Annotated in this window: 22 protein-coding genes and 4 tRNA genes; 13 read left to right on the top strand and 13 right to left on the bottom strand. The window is 67.4% G+C overall.

Features of this window, described 5'->3' with window-relative positions; translation table 11 throughout:
- Nucleotides 1-15: 15 nt before the first annotated feature.
- From pgi to pcnB, 6 genes are all read right to left on the bottom strand, one after another.
- Nucleotides 16-1527: a glucose-6-phosphate isomerase gene (gene pgi, locus C1932_RS07765; protein ID WP_108761750.1), complete on the bottom strand. Its 1512-nt coding sequence runs from the start codon at nucleotides 1525-1527 to the stop codon at nucleotides 16-18.
- On the bottom strand, nucleotides 1524-1904 hold the full coding sequence (gene panD, locus C1932_RS07760) for an aspartate 1-decarboxylase (RefSeq protein ID WP_004153087.1): 381 nt from the start codon (nucleotides 1902-1904) through the stop codon (nucleotides 1524-1526). Before panD ends, pgi begins: the two co-directional genes overlap by 4 nt.
- Nucleotides 1905-2046: 142 nt before the next feature.
- Nucleotides 2047-2886 (bottom strand): pantoate--beta-alanine ligase, encoded by an 840-nt coding sequence (panC, locus tag C1932_RS07755; protein WP_108755916.1) that lies wholly within the window; start codon nucleotides 2884-2886, stop codon nucleotides 2047-2049.
- A complete protein-coding gene (panB, locus tag C1932_RS07750) occupies nucleotides 2883-3698 on the bottom strand; it encodes a 3-methyl-2-oxobutanoate hydroxymethyltransferase (protein WP_079221487.1) in 816 nt (271 codons plus the stop codon). Before panB ends, panC begins: the two co-directional genes overlap by 4 nt.
- Before the next feature lie 34 nt (nucleotides 3699-3732).
- Nucleotides 3733-4218 (bottom strand): 2-amino-4-hydroxy-6-hydroxymethyldihydropteridine diphosphokinase, encoded by a 486-nt coding sequence (gene folK, locus C1932_RS07745; protein WP_108761749.1) that lies wholly within the window; start codon nucleotides 4216-4218, stop codon nucleotides 3733-3735.
- A 3-nt stretch (nucleotides 4219-4221) separates the two neighbouring features.
- Nucleotides 4222-5598 (bottom strand): polynucleotide adenylyltransferase PcnB, encoded by a 1377-nt coding sequence (gene pcnB, locus C1932_RS07740; protein ID WP_108761748.1) that lies wholly within the window; start codon nucleotides 5596-5598, stop codon nucleotides 4222-4224.
- A gap of 50 nt (nucleotides 5599-5648) precedes the next feature.
- On the opposite strand from pcnB, the gene C1932_RS07735 reads away from it, so the two are divergent.
- A tRNA-Glu gene (locus C1932_RS07735) sits at nucleotides 5649-5723 on the top strand.
- A gap of 338 nt (nucleotides 5724-6061) precedes the next feature.
- On the opposite strand, the gene C1932_RS07730 is transcribed toward C1932_RS07735, so the two are convergent.
- The 3 genes from C1932_RS07730 to xylB are packed head-to-tail and all read right to left on the bottom strand — an operon-like array spanning nucleotide 6062 to nucleotide 10376.
- Nucleotides 6062-7486, bottom strand: a complete 1425-nt coding sequence (locus C1932_RS07730; RefSeq protein WP_108761747.1) for a sugar porter family MFS transporter — start codon at nucleotides 7484-7486, stop codon at nucleotides 6062-6064.
- A 32-nt stretch (nucleotides 7487-7518) separates the two neighbouring features.
- Nucleotides 7519-8859 carry a xylose isomerase gene (gene xylA, locus C1932_RS07725; RefSeq protein WP_108761746.1) on the bottom strand — a complete coding sequence of 447 codons (1341 nt, stop codon included), beginning with the start codon at nucleotides 8857-8859 and terminating at the stop codon, nucleotides 7519-7521.
- Between the two features lie 23 nt (nucleotides 8860-8882).
- Nucleotides 8883-10376: a xylulokinase gene (xylB, locus tag C1932_RS07720; protein ID WP_108763383.1), complete on the bottom strand. Its 1494-nt coding sequence runs from the start codon at nucleotides 10374-10376 to the stop codon at nucleotides 8883-8885.
- Between the two features lie 246 nt (nucleotides 10377-10622).
- Here xylB and fdxA point away from each other — a divergent pair, with 246 nt between their 5' ends.
- The gene (gene fdxA / locus C1932_RS07715; protein WP_108749264.1) at nucleotides 10623-10946 is read left to right on the top strand and encodes a ferredoxin FdxA; all 324 of its coding nucleotides are present in this window, start codon (nucleotides 10623-10625) and stop codon (nucleotides 10944-10946) included.
- 139 nt (nucleotides 10947-11085) lie between these two features.
- Here fdxA and C1932_RS07710 read toward each other — a convergent pair whose 3' ends face one another.
- Entirely contained in the window at nucleotides 11086-11622 is a 537-nt protein-coding gene (locus C1932_RS07710) for a hypothetical protein (protein WP_108761745.1), read from the bottom strand.
- 32 nt (nucleotides 11623-11654) lie between these two features.
- Nucleotides 11655-12548 carry a 4-hydroxy-tetrahydrodipicolinate synthase gene (gene dapA, locus C1932_RS07705; RefSeq protein WP_108761744.1) on the bottom strand — a complete coding sequence of 298 codons (894 nt, stop codon included), beginning with the start codon at nucleotides 12546-12548 and terminating at the stop codon, nucleotides 11655-11657.
- Between the two features lie 165 nt (nucleotides 12549-12713).
- On the opposite strand from dapA, the gene C1932_RS07700 reads away from it, so the two are divergent.
- From C1932_RS07700 to C1932_RS07655, 10 genes are all read left to right on the top strand, one after another.
- Complete coding sequence (locus tag C1932_RS07700) at nucleotides 12714-13274, top strand: glycine cleavage system protein R (protein ID WP_005409051.1); 561 nt, start codon at nucleotides 12714-12716, stop codon at nucleotides 13272-13274.
- A 79-nt stretch (nucleotides 13275-13353) separates the two neighbouring features.
- On the top strand, nucleotides 13354-13833 hold the full coding sequence (locus C1932_RS07695) for a peroxiredoxin (protein ID WP_108761743.1): 480 nt from the start codon (nucleotides 13354-13356) through the stop codon (nucleotides 13831-13833).
- 81 nt (nucleotides 13834-13914) lie between these two features.
- Nucleotides 13915-15315 (top strand): PhoH family protein, encoded by a 1401-nt coding sequence (locus C1932_RS07690; RefSeq protein ID WP_108749260.1) that lies wholly within the window; start codon nucleotides 13915-13917, stop codon nucleotides 15313-15315.
- A complete protein-coding gene (locus tag C1932_RS07685; protein ID WP_108761742.1) occupies nucleotides 15312-15812 on the top strand; it encodes a hypothetical protein in 501 nt (166 codons plus the stop codon). The genes C1932_RS07690 and C1932_RS07685 overlap by 4 nt, the downstream gene beginning before the upstream one ends.
- Before the next feature lie 18 nt (nucleotides 15813-15830).
- Nucleotides 15831-16499: a YoaK family protein gene (locus C1932_RS07680; protein WP_108761741.1), complete on the top strand. Its 669-nt coding sequence runs from the start codon at nucleotides 15831-15833 to the stop codon at nucleotides 16497-16499.
- Nucleotides 16500-16596: 97 nt separating this feature from the next.
- Nucleotides 16597-17406, top strand: coding sequence for a bifunctional hydroxymethylpyrimidine kinase/phosphomethylpyrimidine kinase (gene thiD, locus C1932_RS07675; protein WP_108761740.1), 810 nt, complete (start codon nucleotides 16597-16599; stop codon nucleotides 17404-17406).
- Entirely contained in the window at nucleotides 17403-18329 is a 927-nt protein-coding gene (locus C1932_RS07670; RefSeq protein ID WP_108761739.1) for an alpha/beta fold hydrolase, read from the top strand. Before thiD ends, C1932_RS07670 begins: the two co-directional genes overlap by 4 nt.
- A tRNA-Arg gene (locus C1932_RS07665) sits at nucleotides 18320-18396 on the top strand. The genes C1932_RS07670 and C1932_RS07665 overlap by 10 nt, the downstream gene beginning before the upstream one ends.
- 70 nt (nucleotides 18397-18466) lie before the next feature.
- Nucleotides 18467-18543 (top strand) — tRNA-Arg (locus C1932_RS07660).
- 32 nt (nucleotides 18544-18575) lie between these two features.
- Nucleotides 18576-18652: transfer RNA gene (locus tag C1932_RS07655), tRNA-Arg, on the top strand.
- Nucleotides 18653-19385: 733 nt separating this feature from the next.
- On the opposite strand, the gene C1932_RS07650 is transcribed toward C1932_RS07655, so the two are convergent.
- Nucleotides 19386-20300: a LysR family transcriptional regulator gene (locus tag C1932_RS07650; RefSeq protein ID WP_108761738.1), complete on the bottom strand. Its 915-nt coding sequence runs from the start codon at nucleotides 20298-20300 to the stop codon at nucleotides 19386-19388.
- Nucleotides 20301-20439: 139 nt separating this feature from the next.
- On the opposite strand from C1932_RS07650, the gene C1932_RS07645 reads away from it, so the two are divergent.
- Nucleotides 20440-21141, top strand: coding sequence for a pirin family protein (locus C1932_RS07645; protein ID WP_108752758.1), 702 nt, complete (start codon nucleotides 20440-20442; stop codon nucleotides 21139-21141).
- Nucleotides 21142-21186: 45 nt separating this feature from the next.
- Here the strand turns inward: C1932_RS07645 and C1932_RS07640 are convergent, their stop codons facing one another.
- Nucleotides 21187-22299 carry an alpha/beta fold hydrolase gene (locus C1932_RS07640; RefSeq protein ID WP_108761737.1) on the bottom strand — a complete coding sequence of 371 codons (1113 nt, stop codon included), beginning with the start codon at nucleotides 22297-22299 and terminating at the stop codon, nucleotides 21187-21189.
- Between the last annotated feature and the right edge of the window lie 169 nt (nucleotides 22300-22468).

The raw sequence follows: 22468 nt of genomic DNA, 5'->3' as shown, positions 1-22468 counted from the left end.
GGGCATGGCCCGGCGCTACCGGATCTGCGCCAGAATCTCGCGGGTCATCGGATCGGCAATCGCCACATTCTCGCCCTGCAGCGCCGGCAACAGGCCATTGGCCAGCTGCTTGCCCAGCTCGACACCGAACTGGTCGAAGGCGTTGATGTTCCAGACCACCGACTGTACGTACACCGCGTGCTCGTACATGGCGATCAGCGCACCCAGCGCCTGCGGGGTCAGTGCATCGAGCAGGATCAGGGTGCTGGGGCGGCCACCGGGATAGTCGCGGTGCGGATCGTCGCTGGCCTGGCCGTTGGCCAGCGCTTCGGTCTGCGCCAGCAGGTTGGCCAGCAACGCCTGGTGGTTCACCGTGTAGGGATCGTCGTTGCGCACGCAGCCGATGAAATCGGCCGGAATGATGCTGGTGCCCTGGTGCAGCGCCTGGAAGAAGCTGTGCTGCACATCGGTGCCTGCCCCGCCCCACCACACCGGCACGGTGTCGGTGGTGACCGGCTGGCCGTCGCGCTGCACGCGCTTGCCCAGGCTTTCCATCACCAGCTGCTGCAGGTAGGCCGGCAGCAGCGCCAGGCGCTGGTCGTAGGTCATCACCGCGTGGGTGGCACACCCCAGCAGGTTGCGGTTCCAGATATCGGTCAGCGCATGCAGCACCGGCAGGTTGCGCTCCAGCGGCGCGTCCAGCGCATGCGCATCCATCTGCGCGGCACCGTCCAGCAGCTGCTCGAAACGCTCGAAACCAATGGCCAGCGCAATCGGGAAGCCGACCGCCGACCACAGCGAGTAACGCCCGCCCACCCAGTCCCACATCGGCAGCACGCGCTCGGCGGCGATGGCGAAGGCCTTGGCGGCACGCTCGGGGTTGGCGCTGACCGCGTACAGGCGATCGCTGCCGCCCAGCCAGTCGTGCAGGATCTGCCCGTTGAGCAGCGTTTCCTGGGTACCGAAGGTCTTGGAGATGAGGATGCCAGCGGTCTTCGCCGGATCCAGCGTGGCCAGCGTGCGCTGCATGGCGGCGCCGTCCACGTTCGACACGAAATGCACGCGCAGGCGCGCGCCGCTGACCGGACGCAGCGCGTCGGCCATCAGGCGCGGGCCCAGATCGGAACCGCCGATGCCAACACTGACCACATCGGTCACGCCGCTGTCTTCCAGCGCGCGCACCAGTACGCCCATGCGCTGGCGGATGCCGCGCGCGGTGGCATAGGCCTCGGCCGCCACCGGCGCATCCACGCCGTCACCGCGCAGCGCGGTATGCAGCGCCGCGCGGCCTTCGGTCAGGTTCACCTGTTCGCCGCGGAACAGGCGGGCGATGGCCGCGCCGACATCGCGCTCAGCGGCCAGCGCCAGCAGCGCCTGCAACGCAGCGGCATCGTACTTCTGCCGCGCGAAGTTGACATACAACGGACCGACCCGCAGCGCCAGGTCCTGCACGCGGCCCGGTTCGGCGGCCAGCAGGCTGGGAATGCTTGCGCCCTTCAGGCGCTGGGCGTGGGAATGCAGCGAGTCGAATCCGTTGTTCGTTGTCATGCGGCCTGGGTCGGGATCGTGTCGTTGGTGTGGGAGATCTGGTTGTTGCCGTCCACGTACACCAGCTTCGGCTTGAAGCTGTCCGCTTCCTGCTCGGTCATGCTGGCGAAGGCAGCGATGATGATGATGTCACCGACCTGCACGTGGCGCGCGGCGCCGCCATTGAGCGAGACCACGCCGCTGCCGGCTTCGGCACGGATGGCATAGGTCGAGAAGCGCGCACCGTTGGTCACGTCCCAGATGTGCACCTGCTCGAACTCGCGGATGCCGGTGGCAGCCAGCAGGTTGTCATCGATGGCGATGGAACCTTCGTAGTTCAGCTCGGAATGGGTGACGGTGGCGCGGTGGATCTTGGTCTTCAGCAGGGACAGGTGCATGGCACGGCACAACGCAAAGGAAAGTGCGGATTCTAGCACCCGCGTGGCGCGGGGCATCAGGGCCGGCAACTTGTTCAGGTAGCAGGCTGGAAGTGGGGTCAGAGCCCTTTCCCACCGGGAAAGGGATCCGACCCCGCAGACATCAGAATTCCAGGTTGTCGATCAACCGGGTGCTGCCCAGGCGGGCGGCAATCAGCGCCACCCGGCCGCCGCCGTCGAAGGTCGGTTCGGCCAGCTCCGGGGTGCGCAGCACCGCGTAGTCGACCTGGAAGCCGGCAGCCTGCAGTGCGGCGGTGGCATCGGCTTCGATCTGCGCCCGCGTGTGCCCGGCCACGTAGCCTTCGCGCATGCCCAGCAGGGTGCGGTGGATCGTGGTGGCCAGCGGTCGCTGCTGCGCATCCAGGTACTGGTTGCGCGAGCTCTTGGCCAGGCCATCGTCGTCACGCACGATCTCGGCACCGACGATCTGGATCGGGAAGGACAGCTCGGCCACCATCTGCTTGATCACCGCCAGCTGCTGGTAGTCCTTGCGGCCGAACACGGCCACGTCCGGCTGTACCTGCAGGAACAGGCGCGCCACCACCGTGCAGACGCCGTCGAAGTGGCCCGGGCGGCTGGCGCCCTCCAGCACTTCACTCACGCCGGGGGCGTGCATCTGCGTGGTCTTGTCCACGCCCAGCGGGTACATCGCCTCGACGCTGGGCAGCCACACCGCATCGCAACCGACCTGCTCCAGCCCGGCCACGTCGGCCTCGGGCGTGCGCGGGTAGCGGCTGAAATCTTCGTTCGGCCCGAACTGGGTCGGGTTGACGAAGATGCTGGCCACCACTTTGTCGGCGTACTGCCGGGCCAGCGCCACCAGCGAATGGTGCCCCCCGTGCAGGTTGCCCATGGTCGGCACCAGCGCCACGCGCAGGCCCTGCTGCTTCCACTGGGCGATCTGTTCGCGCAGTGCGCCAAGTTCGTTGAAGGTCTGGATCATTGGGCGTAGGCGTGCTGTTCGTCGGGGAAGCTGCCGTCGCGCACGGCGTCGGCGTAGGCGCGCGTGGCACCGGCCACCGAACCGCCTTCGGCCAGGAAGTCCTTGACGAACTTCGGACGGCGGTGGCCGCTGTCCAGGCCGATGAAATCGTGCAGCACCAGCACTTGGCCATCGCAATGCGGGCCGGCACCAATGCCGATGGTCGGTACGTCCACTGCGGCGGTCACTTCAGCCGCCACCGGGGTCGGCATGCATTCGAGCACGATCAGGGTGGCACCGGCGGCGGCCACGGCCTTGGCGTCCTCCACCAGCTGGCGCGCGGCATCGCCACGGCCCTGGATCTTGAAGCCGCCCAGGCGCAGCACCGACTGCGGGGTCAGGCCCAGGTGCGAACACACCGGAATCTCGCGCTCCACCAGGTAGCGCACGATGTCGACCTTGAAGCCAGCACCTTCGATCTTGACCATCTCGGCACCGGCCTGCAGCAGCTGCAGCGAGGCGTCCAGCGCACGTTCCGGGGTGGCATCGGCGCCGAACGGCAGGTCAGCCACCAGCAGCGCCCGCTGCAGTACGCGCGACACGGCACGGGTGTGGTAGACCATGTCCGCCACGGTCACCGGCAGGGTGGAATCGTGGCCCTGCACGACCATGCCCAGCGAATCGCCGATCAGGATCAGGTCCACGCCATTGGCGTCGAAAGTGCGGGCAAAGCCTGCGTCGTAGGCGGTCAACATGACCAGCTTCTGGCCATTGCGCTTGGCTTCGGCCAGCGCGGGTACGGTCCAGGGCTTGCTGTCTGCGTGGGTGCTCATGTGCTGATAACCGGGGGAGATAACCCGGGCATTATCACCCTATCGGCGCGATCCCGCAGGCATCGACCCGCATCACTGCGTCCTGCACGCTGCCATGGCCGGGAATGGTCAGTTCCGGCGCGATTTCAGCCAGTGGCACCAACACGAAGGCGCGCTGGTGCAGGTACGGATGCGGCACCTGCAACGCAGGCGCGTCCAGGGTCTGCTGACCGTAAAGGAGCAGATCCAGATCCAGCGCGCGCGGGCCCCAGTGCACGGCCGGGTCGCGCACCCGGCCGAAACGCTGCTCCAGCGCCAACAGGGCCTGCAGCAGGTCCAGCGGCGCCAGTGCGGTTTCCACGGCTGCCACCGCATTGACGAACGGCGGCTGGTCTTCGTTGCCCCAGGCCGGGGTGGCGTACAGCCGCGACGCCCGCTGCAGGCGGGTGCCGGCCAGTGTGTCCAGCGCGGCAATCGCCGCGCGGACCGTGCCCGCCGCATCGCCCAGGTTGGCACCCAGGCCTATCCATGCAACGGTCATGACTTACTCGGCGGCGCCGCCCGGGCCACCGCTGCGACGGCGGCGACGGCGACGCTTGCGCGGCGCCCCGCCCTCTTCGTCGCCGCCCTCGGCGTGCATGGCTTCGAGCGAGTGTTCCAGCTCGTTGCCCGACTGCGCCTGCGCCTCGCGCCAGAACAGCACGTCGGCTTCGTGCTCGGCCGAGGCCACCTGGCGCAGCGACAGGAAATCGAAGGCCGCACGGAAGCGCGGATGGGTCAGCGTGCGGAACACGCGCTTGCGCTGGCGCGAACTGAAGCGCGACTGCAGCAGCCAGATTTCCTGCATCGGCAGCGAGAACCGGCGCGGCAGGGCGATGGTGCTCAGCTGCTGCACCGTGACCCGGTCGGCGGCGCGCCGCTGCGCTTCTTCCGGGGCCACGCCCTGCTTGAGCAGGGTGGCCTGGGCACGGCAGTAGGCCGGCCACAGCAGCAGCGCGAACAGGAACGCCGGCGAGACCGGTTCGTCGTTGGCCACGCGCGCATCGGTGTTGGCCAGGCCTTCCACCAGCATGCGGCGCAACGCACCGGTGCGGTTCGACTTCAGCGCCTTGGCGCTTTCCGGGAACAGCACGTCCAGCAGGCCGTAGCGCTCCAGGCCTTCGAAACTGGCCACGCCGTGCCCGGACAGGAACAGCTTCAGCACCTCTTCGAACAGGCGTGCCGGGGCTGCTTCGTTGAGCAGGCCGGCCAGCTGCGGGATGGGCGCGGCGGTGCCCTGTTCGATCTGGAACCCGAGCTTGGCGGCCAGGCGCACCGCGCGCAGCATGCGCACGGGGTCTTCGCGGTAACGCTGTTCGGGATCGCCGATCAGCTTCATCAGACGTGCCTGCACGTCCTCGAAGCCGCCGACGTAGTCGCGCACCGAGAAATCCTCGATGGCGTAGTACAGGGCGTTGCAGGTGAAGTCGCGGCGCACGGCGTCGTCTTCGATGGTGCCGTAGACGTTGTCGCGCACCAGCATGCCGTTTTCCATTTCGCGGTCGCCGCTGCCGTCATCGCTGTTGGCACGGAAGGTGGCCACTTCGATGATCTCGCGGCCGAAGACCACGTGGGCAAGGCGGAAACGGCGGCCGATCAGGCGGCAGTTGCGGAACAACTGCTTGACCTGTTCGGGCGTGGCGTCGGTGGCCACGTCGAAATCCTTGGGTTGGCCATTGACCAGCAGGTCGCGCACTGCGCCGCCCACAAGGTAGGCGCCGAAACCGGCATCGCGCAGGCGGTAGAGCACGCGCAGGGCGTTCGGGCTGATCTCCTTGCGGGAGATCGTGTGCTGGTCGCGCGGAATGACGCGCAGGCTGAACGGAGATGGAGCAGGGGAAATGATGTTGGCGCTTCCGGTTGAAGTTTCGGGATTGCCCATTGGCATCGAGGTACCTATACTACCGCTCCTGCCTCGGCAGCGACATACATGCTCCCTTCGTCTAGTGGTTAGGACGTGGCCCTCTCAAGGCTAAAACAGGGGTTCGAGTCCCCTAGGGAGCACCAGTCGCCGCAGCAGGAACCGAAAAAGCCCGCCAATGTGCGGGCTTTTCTGTTTTCCGGGGTTCACTGCTCCGGGGGCTTGGTCGCTGTAGCGCCTGCCTGCTCCTGCGTTCGAGGGGGGCGGGAACAGCCTCGCTCCTCCGCCGCCAATTCGACCCCGACGCGCAGACCTGCGTCCGCCACCCGCAATGTGTCGAGAGGCGGCAGGCCAGCCGATCCAGGACCGTTGGCGCCATGGATGGCGCCAACGAGCCCCCATGGATGGGTTAACGGCGTGTCCTGGAGCGGCTGGCCTGCCGCCTCCCCACTGAAAAGGAAGGCGCTGGAGCGCAGGTCGGCCGTCAGCCTTCCATCTGCTCCAGTTCCTTGCCCTTGGTTTCGCGGACGTAGCGGACCACGAAGAAGATGGAGAGGAAGGCGGCCACGGTGTAGATGCCGTATGCGCCAGCCAGGCCGATACCGGCCAGCAGCATCGGGAAGGTGACGGTGATGGCGAAGTTCGATGTCCACTGCGCCGCACCAGCCACGGCCAGCGCCGAGCCGCGGATCTGGTTCGGGAACATTTCGCCCAGCATCACCCACATCACCGGGCCCCAGGACATGTTGAAGAACACCACGTAGACGTTGGCCGCCACCAGCGCCAGCCGGCCCATGCCGTCGGACAACTGCAGGCGCCCGTCCACCAGGCTGCCACTGGCGAAGGCCACCACCATCAGCGCCAGCGACACCGCCATGCCCACCGAGCCGATCCACAGCAGCGGCTTGCGGCCGATCCGGTCGATCAGCAGCACCGTCACCAGGCAGGCGCCGATGCTGAGCGCGCCGGACAGCACGTTGATCAGCAGCGCGTCGTTTTCCGAGAAGCCCACCGCCTGCCACAGCACGGCCCCGTAGTAGAACACCACGTTGATGCCCACCAGCTGCTGCAGCACCGCCAGGCCGATACCCACCCAGACGATGCCACGCAGCTTGCCGGTGGCCTTGTCCTTCAGGTCGGCAAACGTCGGCCGGTGCTGGTCCTGGGCCAGGCTGCCCTCGATCTCGCCGCGCTTCACCCGTGCCTCGGCCGGCCCGTACAGGCGGGCCAGCACCGCTTCGGCCTGCGCGTGCCGGCCCTTGGCCACCAGGAAGCGCGGGCTCTCGGGAATGGTCAGCAGCAGCACCAGGAACAGCAGCGAGGGAATGGCCTGCATCCAGAACATCCAACGCCAGGCCTCCTGCCCCAGCCACAGCGGCTCGGTGGACGCACCGGCCGCACGCGCCAGCAGGTAGTTGCTCAGGAAGGCGGCAAACAACCCGCTGATGATCGCCATCTGCTGCACCGTGGCCAGCTTGCCGCGATAGCGTGCCGAGGCCACTTCGGCAATGTAGGCCGGCGACATCACGCTGGCCGCGCCCACCGCGAAACCACCGACCATGCGTGCGGCCACGAACAGCCACGAGGCATGCGCCGCGCCCGCGCCCAGCGCCGACAGCAGGAACAGCACCGCCGAAATGATCAGCACGCTGCGGCGGCCCAGCAGGTCACCCAGGCGCCCGGCCACGAAGGCACCGATGGCGCAGCCCAGCAGCATCGAGGCCACCTCGAAGCCCAGCGCGGCCTCGCTGGAATTGAATGCCTGGCGCAGGCCATCGACCGTACCGTTGATCACCCCGCTGTCGAAGCCGAACAGGAAGCCACCGAGGGTGGCCACACAGCTGATCAGGACGATGAAAGCGGTGTTTTCGCCGCGGCTGCCGGCGCTTGCAGGAATCGCTGTGGACATGGGTTCATCCGCGAAGGAAAAGGGCCTGCCGCTCAGCGCAGCAGGTACTGGTTCAGCAGGTTCTCATAGGCTTCCTGCCGTCCGCTACGCTGGCGCAGCTCGCCGGTCTGTTCGGCCAGCGCGCACAGCGCATCCAGGCCCAGCTGGCCGGTCGCGAAGGCCTGGCCCGGGCCCTGGTCGAAGCTGGCGTAGCGCTCGCGCCGCCACTGTTCCAGCGGCGACTGCTGCAGCAGCGCATGGGCCACTTCCAGCCCGCGGGCGAAGGCGTCCATGCCGCCGATATGGGCCAGGAACAGATCCTGCGGGTCGGTCGATTCGCGCCGCACCTTGGCATCGAAGTTCAGCCCGCCGTGGCCCAGCCCGCCCTGCCGCAGCACCACCAGCATCGCCCCGACGGTGTCGTACAGGTCGGTCGGGAACTGGTCGGTATCCCAGCCATTCTGCGGATTGCCCCGATTCGCATCGATGCTGCCCAGCAGCCCGGCATCGGCCGCCACCTGCAGGTCATGGGCGAACGTGTGGCCGGACAGCGTGGCGTGGTTGGCTTCGATGTTCAGTTTGAAGTCCGCATCCAGGCCATGCTGGCGCAGGAAGCCGACCACGGTGGCGCTGTCGAAATCGTACTGGTGGTGCATCGGCTCCATCGGCTTGGGCTCGATCAGGAACGTGCCTTCGAAGCCGATGCTGCGGCCGTGGTCGCGTGCCGCTGCCAGGAACCGCGCCAAGTGGGCCTGCTCACGCCTCATGTCGGTGTTCAGCAGGCAGGCATAGCCTTCGCGGCCGCCCCAGAACACGTAGTTGCTGCCGCCCAGGGCCACGGTGGCTTCCAGCGCGGCCTTGACCTGCACGGCGGCGCGCGCCACCACGGCAAAGTCCGGGTTGGTCGCCGCACCGTTCATGTAGCGCGGGTGCGAGAACAGGTTGGCCGTGCCCCACAGCAGCTTCATGCCGGTCTGCTGCTGGCGCTGGCCGGCCAGTTCAACCATGTGCGCCAGGTTGGCGCGGTACTCGCCGATGTCATCGGCGTCGGGCGCCAGGTCCACGTCGTGGAAGCACCAGTACGGCACGCCCAGCTTGGTGAAGAACTCGAAGGCGGCATCGCAGCGCGCTTCGGCACGGGCCAGCGGCGTATCGCCCTGGTCCCAGGGGTAGGCGCGGGTGCCCGGCCCGAACGGGTCCTGCCCGGCGCCACAGAAACTGTGCCAGTAGGCCACCGCGAAACGCAGGTGCTCGGCCATGCTGCGCCCGCCGATCTGCCGCTGCGCGTCATAGACCTTGAAGGCCAGGGGATTGTCGGAGTCGCGGCCCTCGAAGGGGATGCGACCGATGCCGGGGAAGTACTCACGCTGACCAACATGGAACGGGGTTGCCATGGACGATGCTTCCTTCTTCGGGATCAGGGCAGGCGCTGCTGGAACAACGGCGTCAGTGCCTGCAGGTGGTGGACGAAACGCTGGTAACCGGCCTGGTACAGGGCGCCGCGCGCGGCATCGGGCTGCGCGGGCTGGGCGGCATCGAACTGCAGATGCTCATCGACCAGATCGGCCAGCGCCCCGCCCTGCCCCTCGCACAGCCACAGCGCCTGCAGTGCAGCACCGAACGCGGCGCCTTCGGCCTGCACGGGCACGACCACGGGCAGCTGGAACAGATCGGCGATCATCTGCCGCCAGCCGGGGCTGTTGGCGCCGCCGCCGGTCAGCACCAAGCGCTGGCCCTGCAGCCCGCCCTCGACCAGGGCGTCGTAGCCCAGGCGAAGGCTGTAGCTGGCCCCTTCCATCGCGGCGCGATACAGGTTGGCCGGACCCAGGTTGTGCAGGTCCAGCCCATGCAGGGCGCCGCGCGCCAGCGGCAGGTCCGGGCTGCGTTCGCCATTGAAGAACGGCAGCATCACCAGCCCCTCGGCGCCGGGCGCGCTCTGCGCCAGCAGGTCTTCGCACTGCGCGGGCGACTGCCCCAGCAGCGCGGCCACCTGGCCGGTAGCGACGGTGCAGTTCATCGTGCAGATCAACGGCAGCCAGCCACCGTCGGAGGCGCAGAACGCGGCCCAGCGTCCCTGCGGATCGATGCGCGGCGTGGCGCTCCAGCCAAACAGCGTGCCCGACGTGCCCAGGCTCATGCTAAGCCGCCCTTCGCGCACCGCGCCGGTGCCGATGGCCGCCATCATGTTGTCGCCACCGCCGACCGCCACGCGGGTGTTCGCAGGCAGGCCCAGCAGCGCCGCCACCGCGGGCAGCAGGGTGAACCCCTGGTCCGGCGCGACCAGCGGCGGCAGCAGTCCGGCCAGATCGCGCCGCTCATCGGTGGCGGCCAGCATCGGTGCCGACCAGGTGCGCCGGCGCACATCCAGCCAGCCGGTACCGGAGGCATCGCCGGCCTCCATGAAGCGCTGGCCGGTCAGCCACAGATTCAGGTAATCATGGGGCAGCGCGATGCCGTCCAGTCCTGCATCGACCTGCGGCCGGTGCTGGCGGGTCCAGCGCAGCTTGGAGGCGGTGTAGCCCACGCGCAGGTCGTTGCCGGTTTCGGCAATGCAGGCCGAAACCCCGCCCATGGCCGACACGATCTGCGCGCACTGCTCGCTGCTGCTGGTGTCGCACCACAACTTCACCGGCCCCAGCGCGCGGTTGTCCGCGCCCAGCGGTACGAAGCCATGCTGCTGGCCGGAAACGGCAAGCCCGCGCACCCGCGCGCGCAGGCTGCCCGGCAAGGCCTGGATGGCCTGCACCAGCGCCTGCACCCAATCGGCTGCGTTCTGCTCGCGCCCGCCATCGTCGGTGGCGGTCAGCGACAACGGCCGCGCCTGCTGCGCCAGCACCTGCCGTGCCTGCGCGTCGTAGGCCAGTACCTTCACACTCTGGGTGCCGGCATCGATGCCCAGATACACGCTCATGCCCTGCCCTTCGCTGCGATCCGCACTGCCACCCGCCAGATGTCCACCGATGGACATCGAGTCTGCCGGGGCCGTCAGCGGCTTGGCAATGTGCACTGCGGCAAAGCGGGCCGGGATGGCGCCAGATGACAACCGGCAGCAAGCGGGCAATTGATGCGTTTCAGCGCGCCGAAGCGCGCAACGGCAGCGCGCGCGGTCAACCTGTTCTAGAATTGTCCGCTTGAAGACGGATCTGCCTCCCCCCTTATGCCCTTTGTCGTCACCGAAAACTGCATCAAGTGCAAACACACCGATTGCGTGGAAGTGTGCCCCGTGGATTGTTTCCACGAAGGCCCGAACTTCCTGGTGATCGACCCGGACGAGTGCATCGACTGCACCCTCTGCGAGCCGGAGTGCCCGGTCAACGCGATCTTCCCCGAAGACGATGTGCCCGCCGGCCAGGAAGTGTTCGTGGGCCTGAATGCCGAACTGGCGCGCGAGTGGCCGGTGCTGACCGTGCGCAAGGACCCGCCCGCCGACGCCGGCGACTGGGACGGCAAGCCGGACAAGCTGAAGCTGCTGGAGCGCTGAGGCGCCAGCGGTTGCAAGGAAAAAGGGCGCCCTCGGCGCCCTTTTTCCTTGGTAACGCCGGGCCATGCCCGGCGGAACCTGATCCGCGCTGCGCGCGCGCCGGGCATGGCCCGGCGCTACCCGGCGCGGGTACCGGCGCTTACGGCGCCAGCTTGGCCTTCAGTGCGGCGATCAGCTTCACCGGTGCTTCGGCGGTGGCCGGCAGGCCGCGCGGGTCGACGGCCGAAATGTAGGCGCCGGCATCGACGGCCACCACGCGCACCAGGAAGTTGCTGCCTTCATAGGCCACGTCGTACGAGCCCAGCAGCTGCGCGCGGGTTGCGATGGTCACGCCTTCCAGGCCTTCCAGCGCAGTGCCGACCTTGGTGAAGGCCTCATCCTTGCTGCCCGGCACGATGAAGCCGGTGTTGTTGGCAGCCGGCGCCGCAGCGGCGGCCGGTGCAGCCGGCGCCATCGGGGCGGCCTGCTGCGGGGGTGCGCCAAGCGCCGGCATCTGGTTGCTGCCCGCACCGGCCGGCAGGTTCAGGTCCGGCGGCACTTCCAGCGGACGCATTTCAGGGGCCAGGGCGTAGTCGCCCTTGGCGCCGCGCTTGAAGCAACCGGTGGTACCGGCGGCAACGGCGACGGCAAGCAGGGCGTAGGACAGCACGCGGGCAGTGGAAACGGATTGACGCATGTGGATCTCCTGGATCAGGCCACGACGACAGGTCAGTGGCTGGAAAGAGCTTCAAGGGCGGCGATGTCGCCGGCAAGATGGTCGGCGGCCGGCGCGTGCTCGGCCGACAGCGGCAGCAGCGGCAGGCGCAGATCGTGGCCGATGCCGATCCGGCGCAGCAGCGCCTTCACCGGAATCGGGTTGGGCTCGACGCCACAGAAATCGTGGAACGGCTGCAGGCGGCCATCCCACGATTCGGTCGCTTCATGGTCGTGGGCGGCAGCCAGCGCGCACATGCGGCGGTAGGCACCCGGCAGCGCGTTGGAGCCGACCGAGACCAGGCCATCCATGCCGGCCTGGATCGAGCGGGCAGCGGTGCCGTCATCGCCGCTCAGCACGGCGAAATCCGGGGCCGACAGCGCCAGCAGCGCCTGCACCCGGCTGGTGTCGCCCACCGCTTCCTTGATGCCGACGATGTTCGGATGGCGGGCCAGTTCGGCCACGGTCTCCGGCAGCATGTCGCAGCCGGTACGGCCGGGCACGTTGTACAGCACCACCGGCAGGCCACCGTGGTCGGCCACGGCACGGTAGTGCGCGATCAGGCCGGCCTGGGTCGGGCGCACGTACGGCGGCGTGACCACCAGCGCATGGCTGGCGCCCAGCGCAGCGGCGCGACGGGTCTGTTCGATGGTCTTGGCGGTGCCGGACAGGCCGGTGCCGGCCAGGACCGGAATGCGCCCACCGATGCGCTCGACCGCGCTGGCCAGCAGCTGGTCGTACTCGGCATCGGACAGGGTGGCGGCTTCGCCGGTGGAGCCAGCGACGACAACGCCCTGGACGCCCGCCTCCAGCTGCAGGTGCAGCAGGCGCTGCCAACCGTCGGGATCGAGGGAGCCGTCGGCCCGGAACGGGGTCGCCAGCGCGGTGATGAGGCCGGAAAGGGACAAGGACGTGCTGCTCTTGGCTGGGAAGGGAAACGCCCGCCATTACTGGGCGGGGGCGACCTGAATGTTACTTGCGGCGCGAAACCACGGGCAAGTATGCTGGACACCGGTGGATTCCCGCCCCCCGGCGGGCATTCAGACTCACCCCAAGCATTACCCGGAATCGCCTTGACCGACACCACCCCGCGCCCCGCGCCGAGCGAAAACCACCTCCTGATCAACGCCTATACGACGCATCCGGAGTCCCCCCTGCTGTCTGTCACCCGCCGCATCGCCGACAGTGGCTGCAATCTGGTCGACGCCCGCCTGGCCACCGTTGGCCGCGATGTCTCGGTGACCGCGCTGGCCACCGGCTCCTGGGATTCGGTGGCCAAGCTGGAAGCCATGCTGACCCGGCTGGAGCGCGAGGAAGGCCTGAAGCTGGTCTGGTACCGCACCGCCGCCAAGCAGGCGCAGTCCAACCTGCTGCCCTACATCGTGGAAGTGATCGCCGCCGACAAGCCGGGCATCCTGTTCCAGCTGGCCGATTTCTTCGACCGCCAGGGCATCACCATCGAGAACCTGCAGAGCACCCGCTACCGCGCCATGCAGACCGGCGCTGAAATGTTCAGCGCGCAGGTGACCATCGGCGTGCCGGCCAACATGCACATCGCCGCGCTGCGCGATGACTTCCTTGAATTCTGCGACCACTTGAACCTGGACGCGATCATGGACCCGATGAAATTCTGATTCTTCGCGCGCCTCTCACGGGCGCGTGGCGTTTCATGCAATTGTCGTAGAAACAACCCAGGCTCGACAGAAGGACCTCATGAACAACGGCGATACCCTGGACAGCACCACCCTTTCCCTGCCGCTGGCCCTGTCTGGCGGCCACCACGCCACCCTCGGCGACTATGCCGGCCAGTGGCTGGTGCTGTACTTCTACCCCAAGGACAGCACCCCGGGCTGCACCACCGAAGGCATCGACTTCAACGCGCTGCTGCCCGAATTCAAGAAGGCCGGCGCGGTGGTGCTCGGCGTCTCCCGCGATTCGGTGAAGTCGCACGACAACTTCTGCGCCAGGCAGGGTTTCAACTTCCCGCTGGTCAGCGATGGCGATGAAGCCCTGTGCAGCGCCTTCGACGTGATCAAGCTGAAGAACATGTACGGCAAGCAGGTACGTGGCATCGAGCGCAGCACCTTCCTGATTTCACCCGACAGTCGTATCGTGCAGGCATGGCGCAAGGTCAAGGTTGCTGGCCACGCCGATGCCGTCCTCGCCGAACTCAAGGCCGCCCAAACCAAGTGAGCCCCATCGCCCACTCTGTCCGCCACCGCCCTGCCCTGCAGGCTGTGGTGGTTTTTCCCTGTCCGTAACCAGGAAACGACGATGACCCGAGGCAAGCGCATCTACGTGCTGGATACCAACGTGCTGATGCACGATCCCACCGCGCTGTTCAAGTTCGAGGAACACGACGTCTACCTGCCCATGCAGGTGATCGAGGAACTGGACAACGGCAAGAAGGGCACCTCTGAAGCGAGCCGCAACGCGCGCCAGGTAAGCCGCTTCCTCAACGAGCTGGTGCAGGAATCGGGCCTGGACAACCTGGCCGACGGCATTCCGCTGCAGCGCCCGAACGGGCTGCAGCTGCGTGGCAAGCAGAGCGCCGGCAAGCTGCGCTTCCAGACCAGCCATTTCGACGCGGGCAAGAGCTTCGGCAAGGTCATTCCGGACAACGCCATCCTCGGCGCGATCCTGGCGCTGAAGGAAGAGACCCCGGACCTGCCGGTGGTGTTCGTTTCCAAGGACATCAACCTGCGCATCAAGGCCGCCATCGCCGGCATCGTGTCCGAGGACTACGAGAACGATCGCGCGCTGGACGATTTCAGCCTGCTGTACACCGGCGCCACCGAGCTGCCCGAAGACTTCTGGAAACGCCACGGCGAAGATCTGCGCAGCTGGAGCGACAAGGGCCGCACCCATTACGAAATCCAGGCGCAGGATGGCGAGGAGTGGTACCCGAACCAGTACGTCTACCTGCCCGGCGAAGACGAAGTGGAACTGCGCGTCAGTCGCGTGGTGGGCGATGGCAAGGTGGTGCTGTCGCTGGTCGATGACTTCCGCCACGGCAGCCACGCCGTGTGGGGCATCAGCGCGCGCAACCGCGAGCAGAATTTCGCACTGAACGCGCTGATGGACCCGGAGATCGATTTCGTCACCCTGCTGGGCACCGCCGGCACCGGCAAGACCCTGCTGGCGCTGGCCGCCGGCCTGGCCCAGACCATGGACCAGCAGCGTTACCGCGAAATCATCATGACCCGCGCCACGGTGAGCGTGGGCGAGGACATCGGCTTCCTGCCCGGCACCGAAGAAGAAAAGATGACGCCGTGGATGGGCGCGCTGACCGACAACCTGGAAGTGCTCACGCACAACCAGGAAGGCGGCACCTGGGGCCGCCAGGCCACCAACGACCTGCTGGCCAGCCGCATCAAGATCCGCTCGATGAACTTCATGCGCGGCCGCACCTTCCTGTCACGTTATCTGATCCTGGACGAGGCGCAGAACCTCACCCCCAAGCAGATGAAGACCCTGATCACCCGCGCCGGCCCCGGCACCAAGATCGTCTGCCTGGGCAACGTCGAACAGATCGACACCCCGTACCTGACCGAGACCACCTCGGGCCTGACCTACGCGGTGGACCGCTTCAAGAACTGGCCGCATAGCGCGCACATCACCCTGCGCCGTGGCGAGCGTTCGCGCCTGGCCGATTACGCTTCGGAGGTGTTGTGAACCGTTGCACCCGTCTGTTGCTGCCTACGGTGGCGATCGCCCTCGCCACCGCACTCGGCGCCTGCACCACTACGCGCGGGCCGGCCAGCGTGCCCACCGCCGAACGCACCGGCCAATCGTGGGTGGTCACCCGCCCGGTCATCGCCGCGCAGGTGCTGGACACCTGCTCGCGGACCAGCCCCGGCCGCGAGGCCGGTCGGGTCACGGGTTACTGGGCGCCCAGCCGGCAGCAGGTGGACCAGCTGGAAGCGAAGCTGTCCTCGCTGGAAGCACAGGTGCCGCACGTACTGGACTTCGACCGCCAGTACGTGGGCATTGAAAGCGCGGGGCAGCGGCTGATCTACATCAACGCGTTCCATCTGCCCGACGATGGCAGCGTGAATCCGGCCCGCGAAGCGATCCGCGTGTGCGATGGCGGTCGCCAGTTCTGGGGTGCAGTGTTCGACCCGGCCAGCAACACCTTCAGCGACCTGCAGTTCAACGGCGGCTTCGACTGACCCTGAGGGGCCTCACCGATGGGAATCCGCCTGCCCACCTGGGTCTGGATCGGCGCGGTCGCGCTCTCGTGCGTGGCCGGCATGGTCAACGTGGTTGGCTTCCTGGGCTTCGAGCACCAGGCGGTCAGCCACATGACCGGCAGCACCAGCCAGCTGGGCATGGCCCTGGCCCATGGCGACTGGCGTGCGGTGGGTCATCTATGGGGCCTGCTGATCGCCTTCTCGCTGGGCGCCATGCTCAGCGGCCTGCTTATCCAGGACAGCACCCTGCAGCTCGGCCGCCGCTACGGCGTGGCGCTGGCGATCGAATCCATGTTGCTGCTGACGGCCATTCCGCTGTTTGAGCAGCAGCAGATCTGGGGCGCACTGGCTGCGGCCATGGCCTGCGGCCTGCAGAACGCCATGGCCACCACCTTCAGTGGCGCGGTGGTGCGCACCACGCATCTGAGCGGCATGTTCACCGACCTGGGCATCGGCCTGGGCCATCTGCTGCGCGGCCTGCCGCTGCAACTGCGGCGGCTGACCCTGAGCGGCCTGATCATCAGCGGCTTCCTGGCCGGCGGGGTGATCGGCGCCTGGCTGTTCATGCGCTGGCAGTACGACGCGTTGCTGGCCCCAGCGCTGCTGACCGGCCTGACCGGCATCGTCTACGTGATGTACCAGCAATGGGCGCGCTGGCGGCATTGATGGGGTCAGATCCCCAGTAGATCCACGCCATGCGTGGATGCATTACGCGTGAATGTGACAAACCGCGGAGAACCCGCTTCTACGGCACAATCAGCCCATGAGCCCCTCTACACCCGTTTCCGCCCTGACCATCGCTGGCTCCGATTCCGGCGGCGGCGCCGGCATCCAGGCCGATCTGAAAGCCTTTGCCGCCCACCGCGTGCACGGCCTGTCGGTGATCGCGGCACTGACCGCGCAGAACACCCGCGGGGTGACCGCAGTGCATGTTCCGCCGGTCCACTTCCTGCGCGCGCAGCTGGACGCCTGCTTCGATGATTTCGACATCCACGCGGTGAAAGTCGGCATGCTGGCCAATGCCGAAGTGATCAACGCGGTCGCCGAAGTACTTGAACAGCGCCGCCCCGCCCATGTGGTGCTGGACCCGGTGATGGTCGCCACCAGCGGCGCGCGCCTGCTGGAAGACAGCGCGCTGCAGGCACTGCGCGAACGCCTGATTCCGCTGGCCACGCTGATCACCCCGAACACCCCCGAAGCCGAACTGCTGGTCGGCCACCGCATCGGCAATGCCGCGCAGGCAGAACAGGCGGCGGCGGCACTGCTGGACCTGGGCGCCGGCGCGGTACTGCTCAAGGGCGGCCATCTGCAGGAAGGCAACCGCGTGGTCGATCGTTATTTCGACGGTGTCAGCAGCGAAGAATTCATCCATGCGCGATTGCCGCTGGATGCACACGGCACCGGCTGTACGCTGGCCTCGGCCATCGCCGCGCAGCTGTGCAACGGCCTGAGCCTGGGCAACGCCTGCGAAGCGGGCATCGACTACGTGGCGCGCGGGCTGCAGCAGGGCTATGCGCCTGGCCGCAGTGAGGTGCTGGTACTGGACCACTTCGGCGCGGCGCCGCACGCATGAGCGCTACCCCACGCACGTTCGCCGTACAAAGCGGCGATGGCCACCAGTACGAGATCATCGCCTGCGTGCCGCCGCAGCCGCTGGCCCGCCTGCTGTGGCTGCCGGCGCTGGGCGTGGCCGCGCGCCATTACCTGCCGCTGGCGCAGGCGCTGGCCGCACGCGGCGTTGCGGTGTACCTGCACGAGTGGCGTGGCAATGGCAGCAGCTCGCTGCGCCCCTCCAGGAAGGTGGACTGGGCCTACCGTGAGATTCTCGAACAGGATCTGCCGGCCAGCCAGGCCGTGCTGGAGCGCGACGACAACGAAGCGACGCTGGTGCCCTGGATCATCGGCGGCCACAGCCTGGGCGGGCAGCTGGCCTGCGTGCATGCGGGCCGCGTGCCGGATCGCTTCCAGCACCTGTGGCTGGCAGCCAGCGGCACACCGTTCTGGCGCGCCTTCCCGGCCCCGCGCGGGTGGCTGCTGCCGCTGTTCTACCGTTTCCTGCCCTGGATCGCGCGCCGCCAGGGCGTACTGCACGGCCGCCGCCTCGGCTTTGGCGGCACCGAAGCACGCGGGCTGATCGCCGACTGGGCTCGGGTGGGCCTGAACAACCGCTATGCCGCCGTCGGCATGGCCGAAGATCTGGAGGCGCAGCTGGCGCGCATCCACGGCACCGCGCAGGCGGTGCTGATGGCCGATGACTGGTTCGCCCCGCTCAGTTCGATGCAGGCGCTGCTGGCCAAGCTGCCGAATGTGGCCTCACGCGCGCGCGTGCTGTCCGCGCAGGAACTGGGTACGCGTGCCGATCACTTCGCCTGGATGAAGGCCCCGGACGCTGTGGCGGAAAGCTTTTTCATTCAGTTGAATGAAAATTTTCACAAAAGCGTTGACGTCGGGCGCCGACATCCGCATAATTCCGCTCCTGTCGCAGGGCGCCCGTAGCTCAGTTGGATAGAGTACCTGGCTACGAACCAGGCGGTCGGGAGTTCGAATCTCTCCGGGCGCACCACTCGACAGGCTTCCAGCATCCGCCGCTGGAAGATGCAGTAAAATGATGTAACAAATTGATTGTGTACCGCGCGCCCGTAGCTCAGTTGGATAGAGTACCTGGCTACGAACCAGGCGGTCGGGAGTTCGAATCTCTCCGGGCGCACCACACACGATCAACACAACAAGTTTATGTAATTGGCGCCCGTAGCTCAGTTGGATAGAGTACCTGGCTACGAACCAGGCGGTCGGGAGTTCGAATCTCTCCGGGCGCACCATTACACCGAAACAGCAGGCCTCGGCCTGCTGTTTTTTTATGTGTGTTTTCTGCAGGGCTGCGCCCTGCACCTGCAGAAGCTTTACAAGCCAGAGCAGATCAGAAGCGGCGCTGGCTTTCTGCTGGTTGGGCGGGGCGGTGTGGGCTTGCAGGACACGCCGGAAACCCTTCCATGGGGGCTCGTAGGCGCCTTGCTCGTGTGCGCAATCCTGCGCACACGACAAGACCGGGGTTGGGCGTCCTGCCCAACCCGCCCGAGGCATGCCTCGGGCCCATGGCGCCTGCGGTCCTGCAAGCCCACACCGCCCCACCCCCGACAATTTCCTGCGGCGGTTGGTAACGGCTGTTGCTACTGCTCTTGGTAGGTATCGACCTTGGTCGACACGATTTTTCTGTCAGATATCGAATTGAATATTGAATCTGGGGTCAGAGCCCGTTGCGTAGCAACGGGATCCGACCCCGTGCCGTTCCGACAGATTGCGGGGAGGCGTCAGAGGCGGGGCGGTGTCGGATTGCGGGGTGTCAGCCGCATGGATGCGGCTGCCAAGCCTACAGGGACGTACTTGCGGCGTCCCCGCAATCCGACACCGCCCCGCCACCCCACGGATATCCAGCTTTTGCTTTCGCCGTTGCCGTTGCCGTTGCCGTTGCCGTTGCCGTTGCCGTTGCCGTTGCCTTGAGCAGGTGCAGGGCGCAGCCCTGCAGACCCCCCCCCATCCACGCATGGCATGGATCTACCCCATTGCCTGCCACCACTGCGCCAGCAACTCCGGCCTGCGCAGCCGTTCGCGCCACCAGCGCAGGGCCGCGCCGTCCTCGCCGGTGCGCCAGGCCAGCCAGAAGGTCTCTTCCGCCTTGGGCTCTTCCACCTCGCGGATCACCAGCTCGCCGCGCGCTACCGCCGCGCGCGCGCACGGCTCGGGCAGGAAACCGAATCCCAACCCCTGGCATTGCAGCTTCAACTTGCTGGCCATGTCCGGCACCGTCAGGATCTCCTGCCCCATCAGCAGGCCCACGGTGCGCGGCAGCAGACGCCGCGCGGAATCGGACACCGCAATGGCGCAATGCTCGGCCAGATGCTCTCGACCCAGTACGCCCGGCACCTGCGCCAGCGGATGATCCGGCGCCACCGCAAACACGAAATCCACGCTACCCAGCGGCTCCACCACATAGCCACCCCCGCTGGGCCCCTCGCCCGCCGCCCCAACCAGCAGGTCGGCGCGTCGGTCCAGCAGGGCCTCCCAGGTGCCAGACAAGGCTTCACCAAACAGTCGCAGGCGCGTCGGCGCCTCGATACCGCGGAAGGCGGCGATGTCCGGGCCCAGCAGCCAGGTCGGGAACATCGAATCCACGGCCAGGCTCAGCTCCGCCTCCCAGCCCGACGCCACCCGGCGCACCCGCAGCTCCAGCTCGCGGGCCGCACGCAGCAAGTGCCGGCCCTCGTCCAGCAGCGCGCGCCCGGCGTCGGTCAGCTCGGCGCGTGGCCCTACCCGGTCGAACAGCTGCACGCCCAGGTCTTCCTCCAGCTTGGCCACCGTGTAGGAAATGGTGGACGGCACCTTGTGCAGGGCCTTGCCGGCCCCGGCAAACGAGCCGCGGCGGTCGATGGCTTCCAGGATCTGCAGGGCATCGAGGCTGATCTTGAGCATTCGAAATTTTCGATGATGGCTGTCAAAACTATCCGTTTTTCAAACCCGCGGCGCAAGCAGATACTTCTCTCCAACGGGGAAACACAGCGGCCACCGGCCCACCCCGCCCCATCGAAACCATCGAACAAGGAGAATCATCATGCTGCAGATCCGCAAGAGCGCTACCCGTGGCCTGGCCGAGCATGGCTGGCTGTCGTCCCGCCACACCTTCTCCTTTGCAAGCTACTACGACCCGCGCTACGTCAGCTTCGGCCCGCTGCGGGTCATCAACGAAGACAAGGTGATCGGCGGCCAGGGCTTCGGCACCCACAGCCACAGCAACATGGAAATCATTTCCTACGTGCTGGGCGGCGCGCTGGAGCACAAGGACTCGATGGGTACCGGCTCGGTGCTGCGCTACGGCGACGTGCAGGTGATGAGCGCCGGCAGCGGCGTCAGCCACAGTGAGTTCAACCACTCGGCCACCGATCCGGTGCACTTCCTGCAGATCTGGGTCTTCCCGGACCGCGAGAACATCGAGCCGTCCTACCGCGAGACCCACTTCGCGCCGGAGAGCAAGCGCGGCCAGCTGCGCCTGATCGCTTCCCCCGATGGTGCCGACGGTTCGCTGCGCATCCAGCAGGATGCCCGCATCTTCGCCACCATCCTGGACGGCGAGCAGAAGCTGCACCATGCCCTGGCCAGCGGCCGTGGCGCTTACGTGCAGGTGGCCCGTGGCCAGCTGCAGGTGAACGGCATCACCCTGGAAGCCGGCGATGCCCTGCAGGTCAGCGACGAAGCGCAGCTGACCCTGGAAAACGGCAACGACGCTGAAGTGCTGGTGTTCGACCTGCCGCTGTAAGGCACGGAAACCTGCGGTGCCACGTGGCGCCGCAGGTTCAGTGGTTCAGGCCCGCCAATGCGCCTGCGCCGGCAGGCGTGGCGCCGGACAGGTCGCGGCCGGATGCTGCGCATCGCGCGCCATCCAGTCGTCCACCACACCGGCCAGCAGGTCCAGACGCAGCGGCAGCGTGATGTGGTCTTCGCCGCGCATTTCGATGTAATGCGCACGCGGGTTGGCCTGGGCCAGTTCGCGGCCCTGGCTGACCGGAATGTGCTGGTCGCCCTGGCCGTGCAGCAGCAACACACAGGCACGGGTATCGGCCAGGGCGCGGGCCACGTCCACCTGGTCCAGGTCCAGGTCCAGGCGCTGCCCGGCGGCGGCCACCACCTGATCGATATCCTGGCCGCCGTAACGCCAGCGGGCATAGCCGGCGATCATCTGCGCCTTCAGCCCTTCCGGCTGCAGCGCCATCAGGTGCGGAATCATCGTGCGGATGGCCACACCCGCATTGGCGAATGACTCCATCGCCACCACACCCTCGATCTGGTCACCCAGCTTGTCCGCCGCGAACAGCGCGGTGGCCGCACCGTAGGACACCCCGAACAGGTACAGCGGGCCGCGTATCTCGCCGCGCGCGCGCAGTTCGGCGATCACCTCCACCACATCATCTGACTCGTAGGTGCCGTAGCCGGAAGGCCCCGCCCCCGACTGGCCATGGTTGCGCAGGTCCAGGGTCACCACCCGGTAACCCTGCCCGGCCAGCTGCAGCGACCACGGCAGCATCGAATCACCGTTCATCATCCAGCCGTGCAGCAGCACCACGGTGCCGCGCGGCGCCTGTGCGCGGAACGGGTGCGGCAGCGCAAGGCTCAGGCCGGTGTCCAGCGGCAGGCCATTCTGGTGGTGCTGCGGCAGGTAGTGGTAGCGGGCACCGTAGTCGCCCGGATCGAACACCCGCCAGAAAATCGGTACGCCCTCGCGGCCACGGGCGAAACCATGGCGGGTGGGCAAGGCGGCAATGGCCGCCTGCAGGCGCGGCTGGTCCAGCAGGGTCGAGACCCCACCCGGCGCGACCAGACGGTCGCTGAGCGAGGTGGAACCGGCATTGATCGAGGAGGAGCATGCAGCCAGCCACAGACCGGCGCACGCCAGCAGGAGCAGCAGCAGGCGCTTCATGGGCATCAAGGGAAAGGGACGACAGCGCGACAGGCTATCTGCGTCACGGCCTGTCATCTATCGCACTGTCATGACGAGTTGATGACAACCCAGCCACGGTTCAGCCCGCGCCCTGCCCCACGGCCGCGCTGTGACCGCGGCCGCAGTGCCATCGAACCTGCGTCTTCAC

Source organism: Stenotrophomonas sp. YAU14D1_LEIMI4_1, assembly GCF_003086815.1.
GTDB lineage: Bacteria > Pseudomonadota > Gammaproteobacteria > Xanthomonadales > Xanthomonadaceae > Stenotrophomonas.
This window is presented reverse-complemented; position numbering and strand designations above follow the sequence as displayed.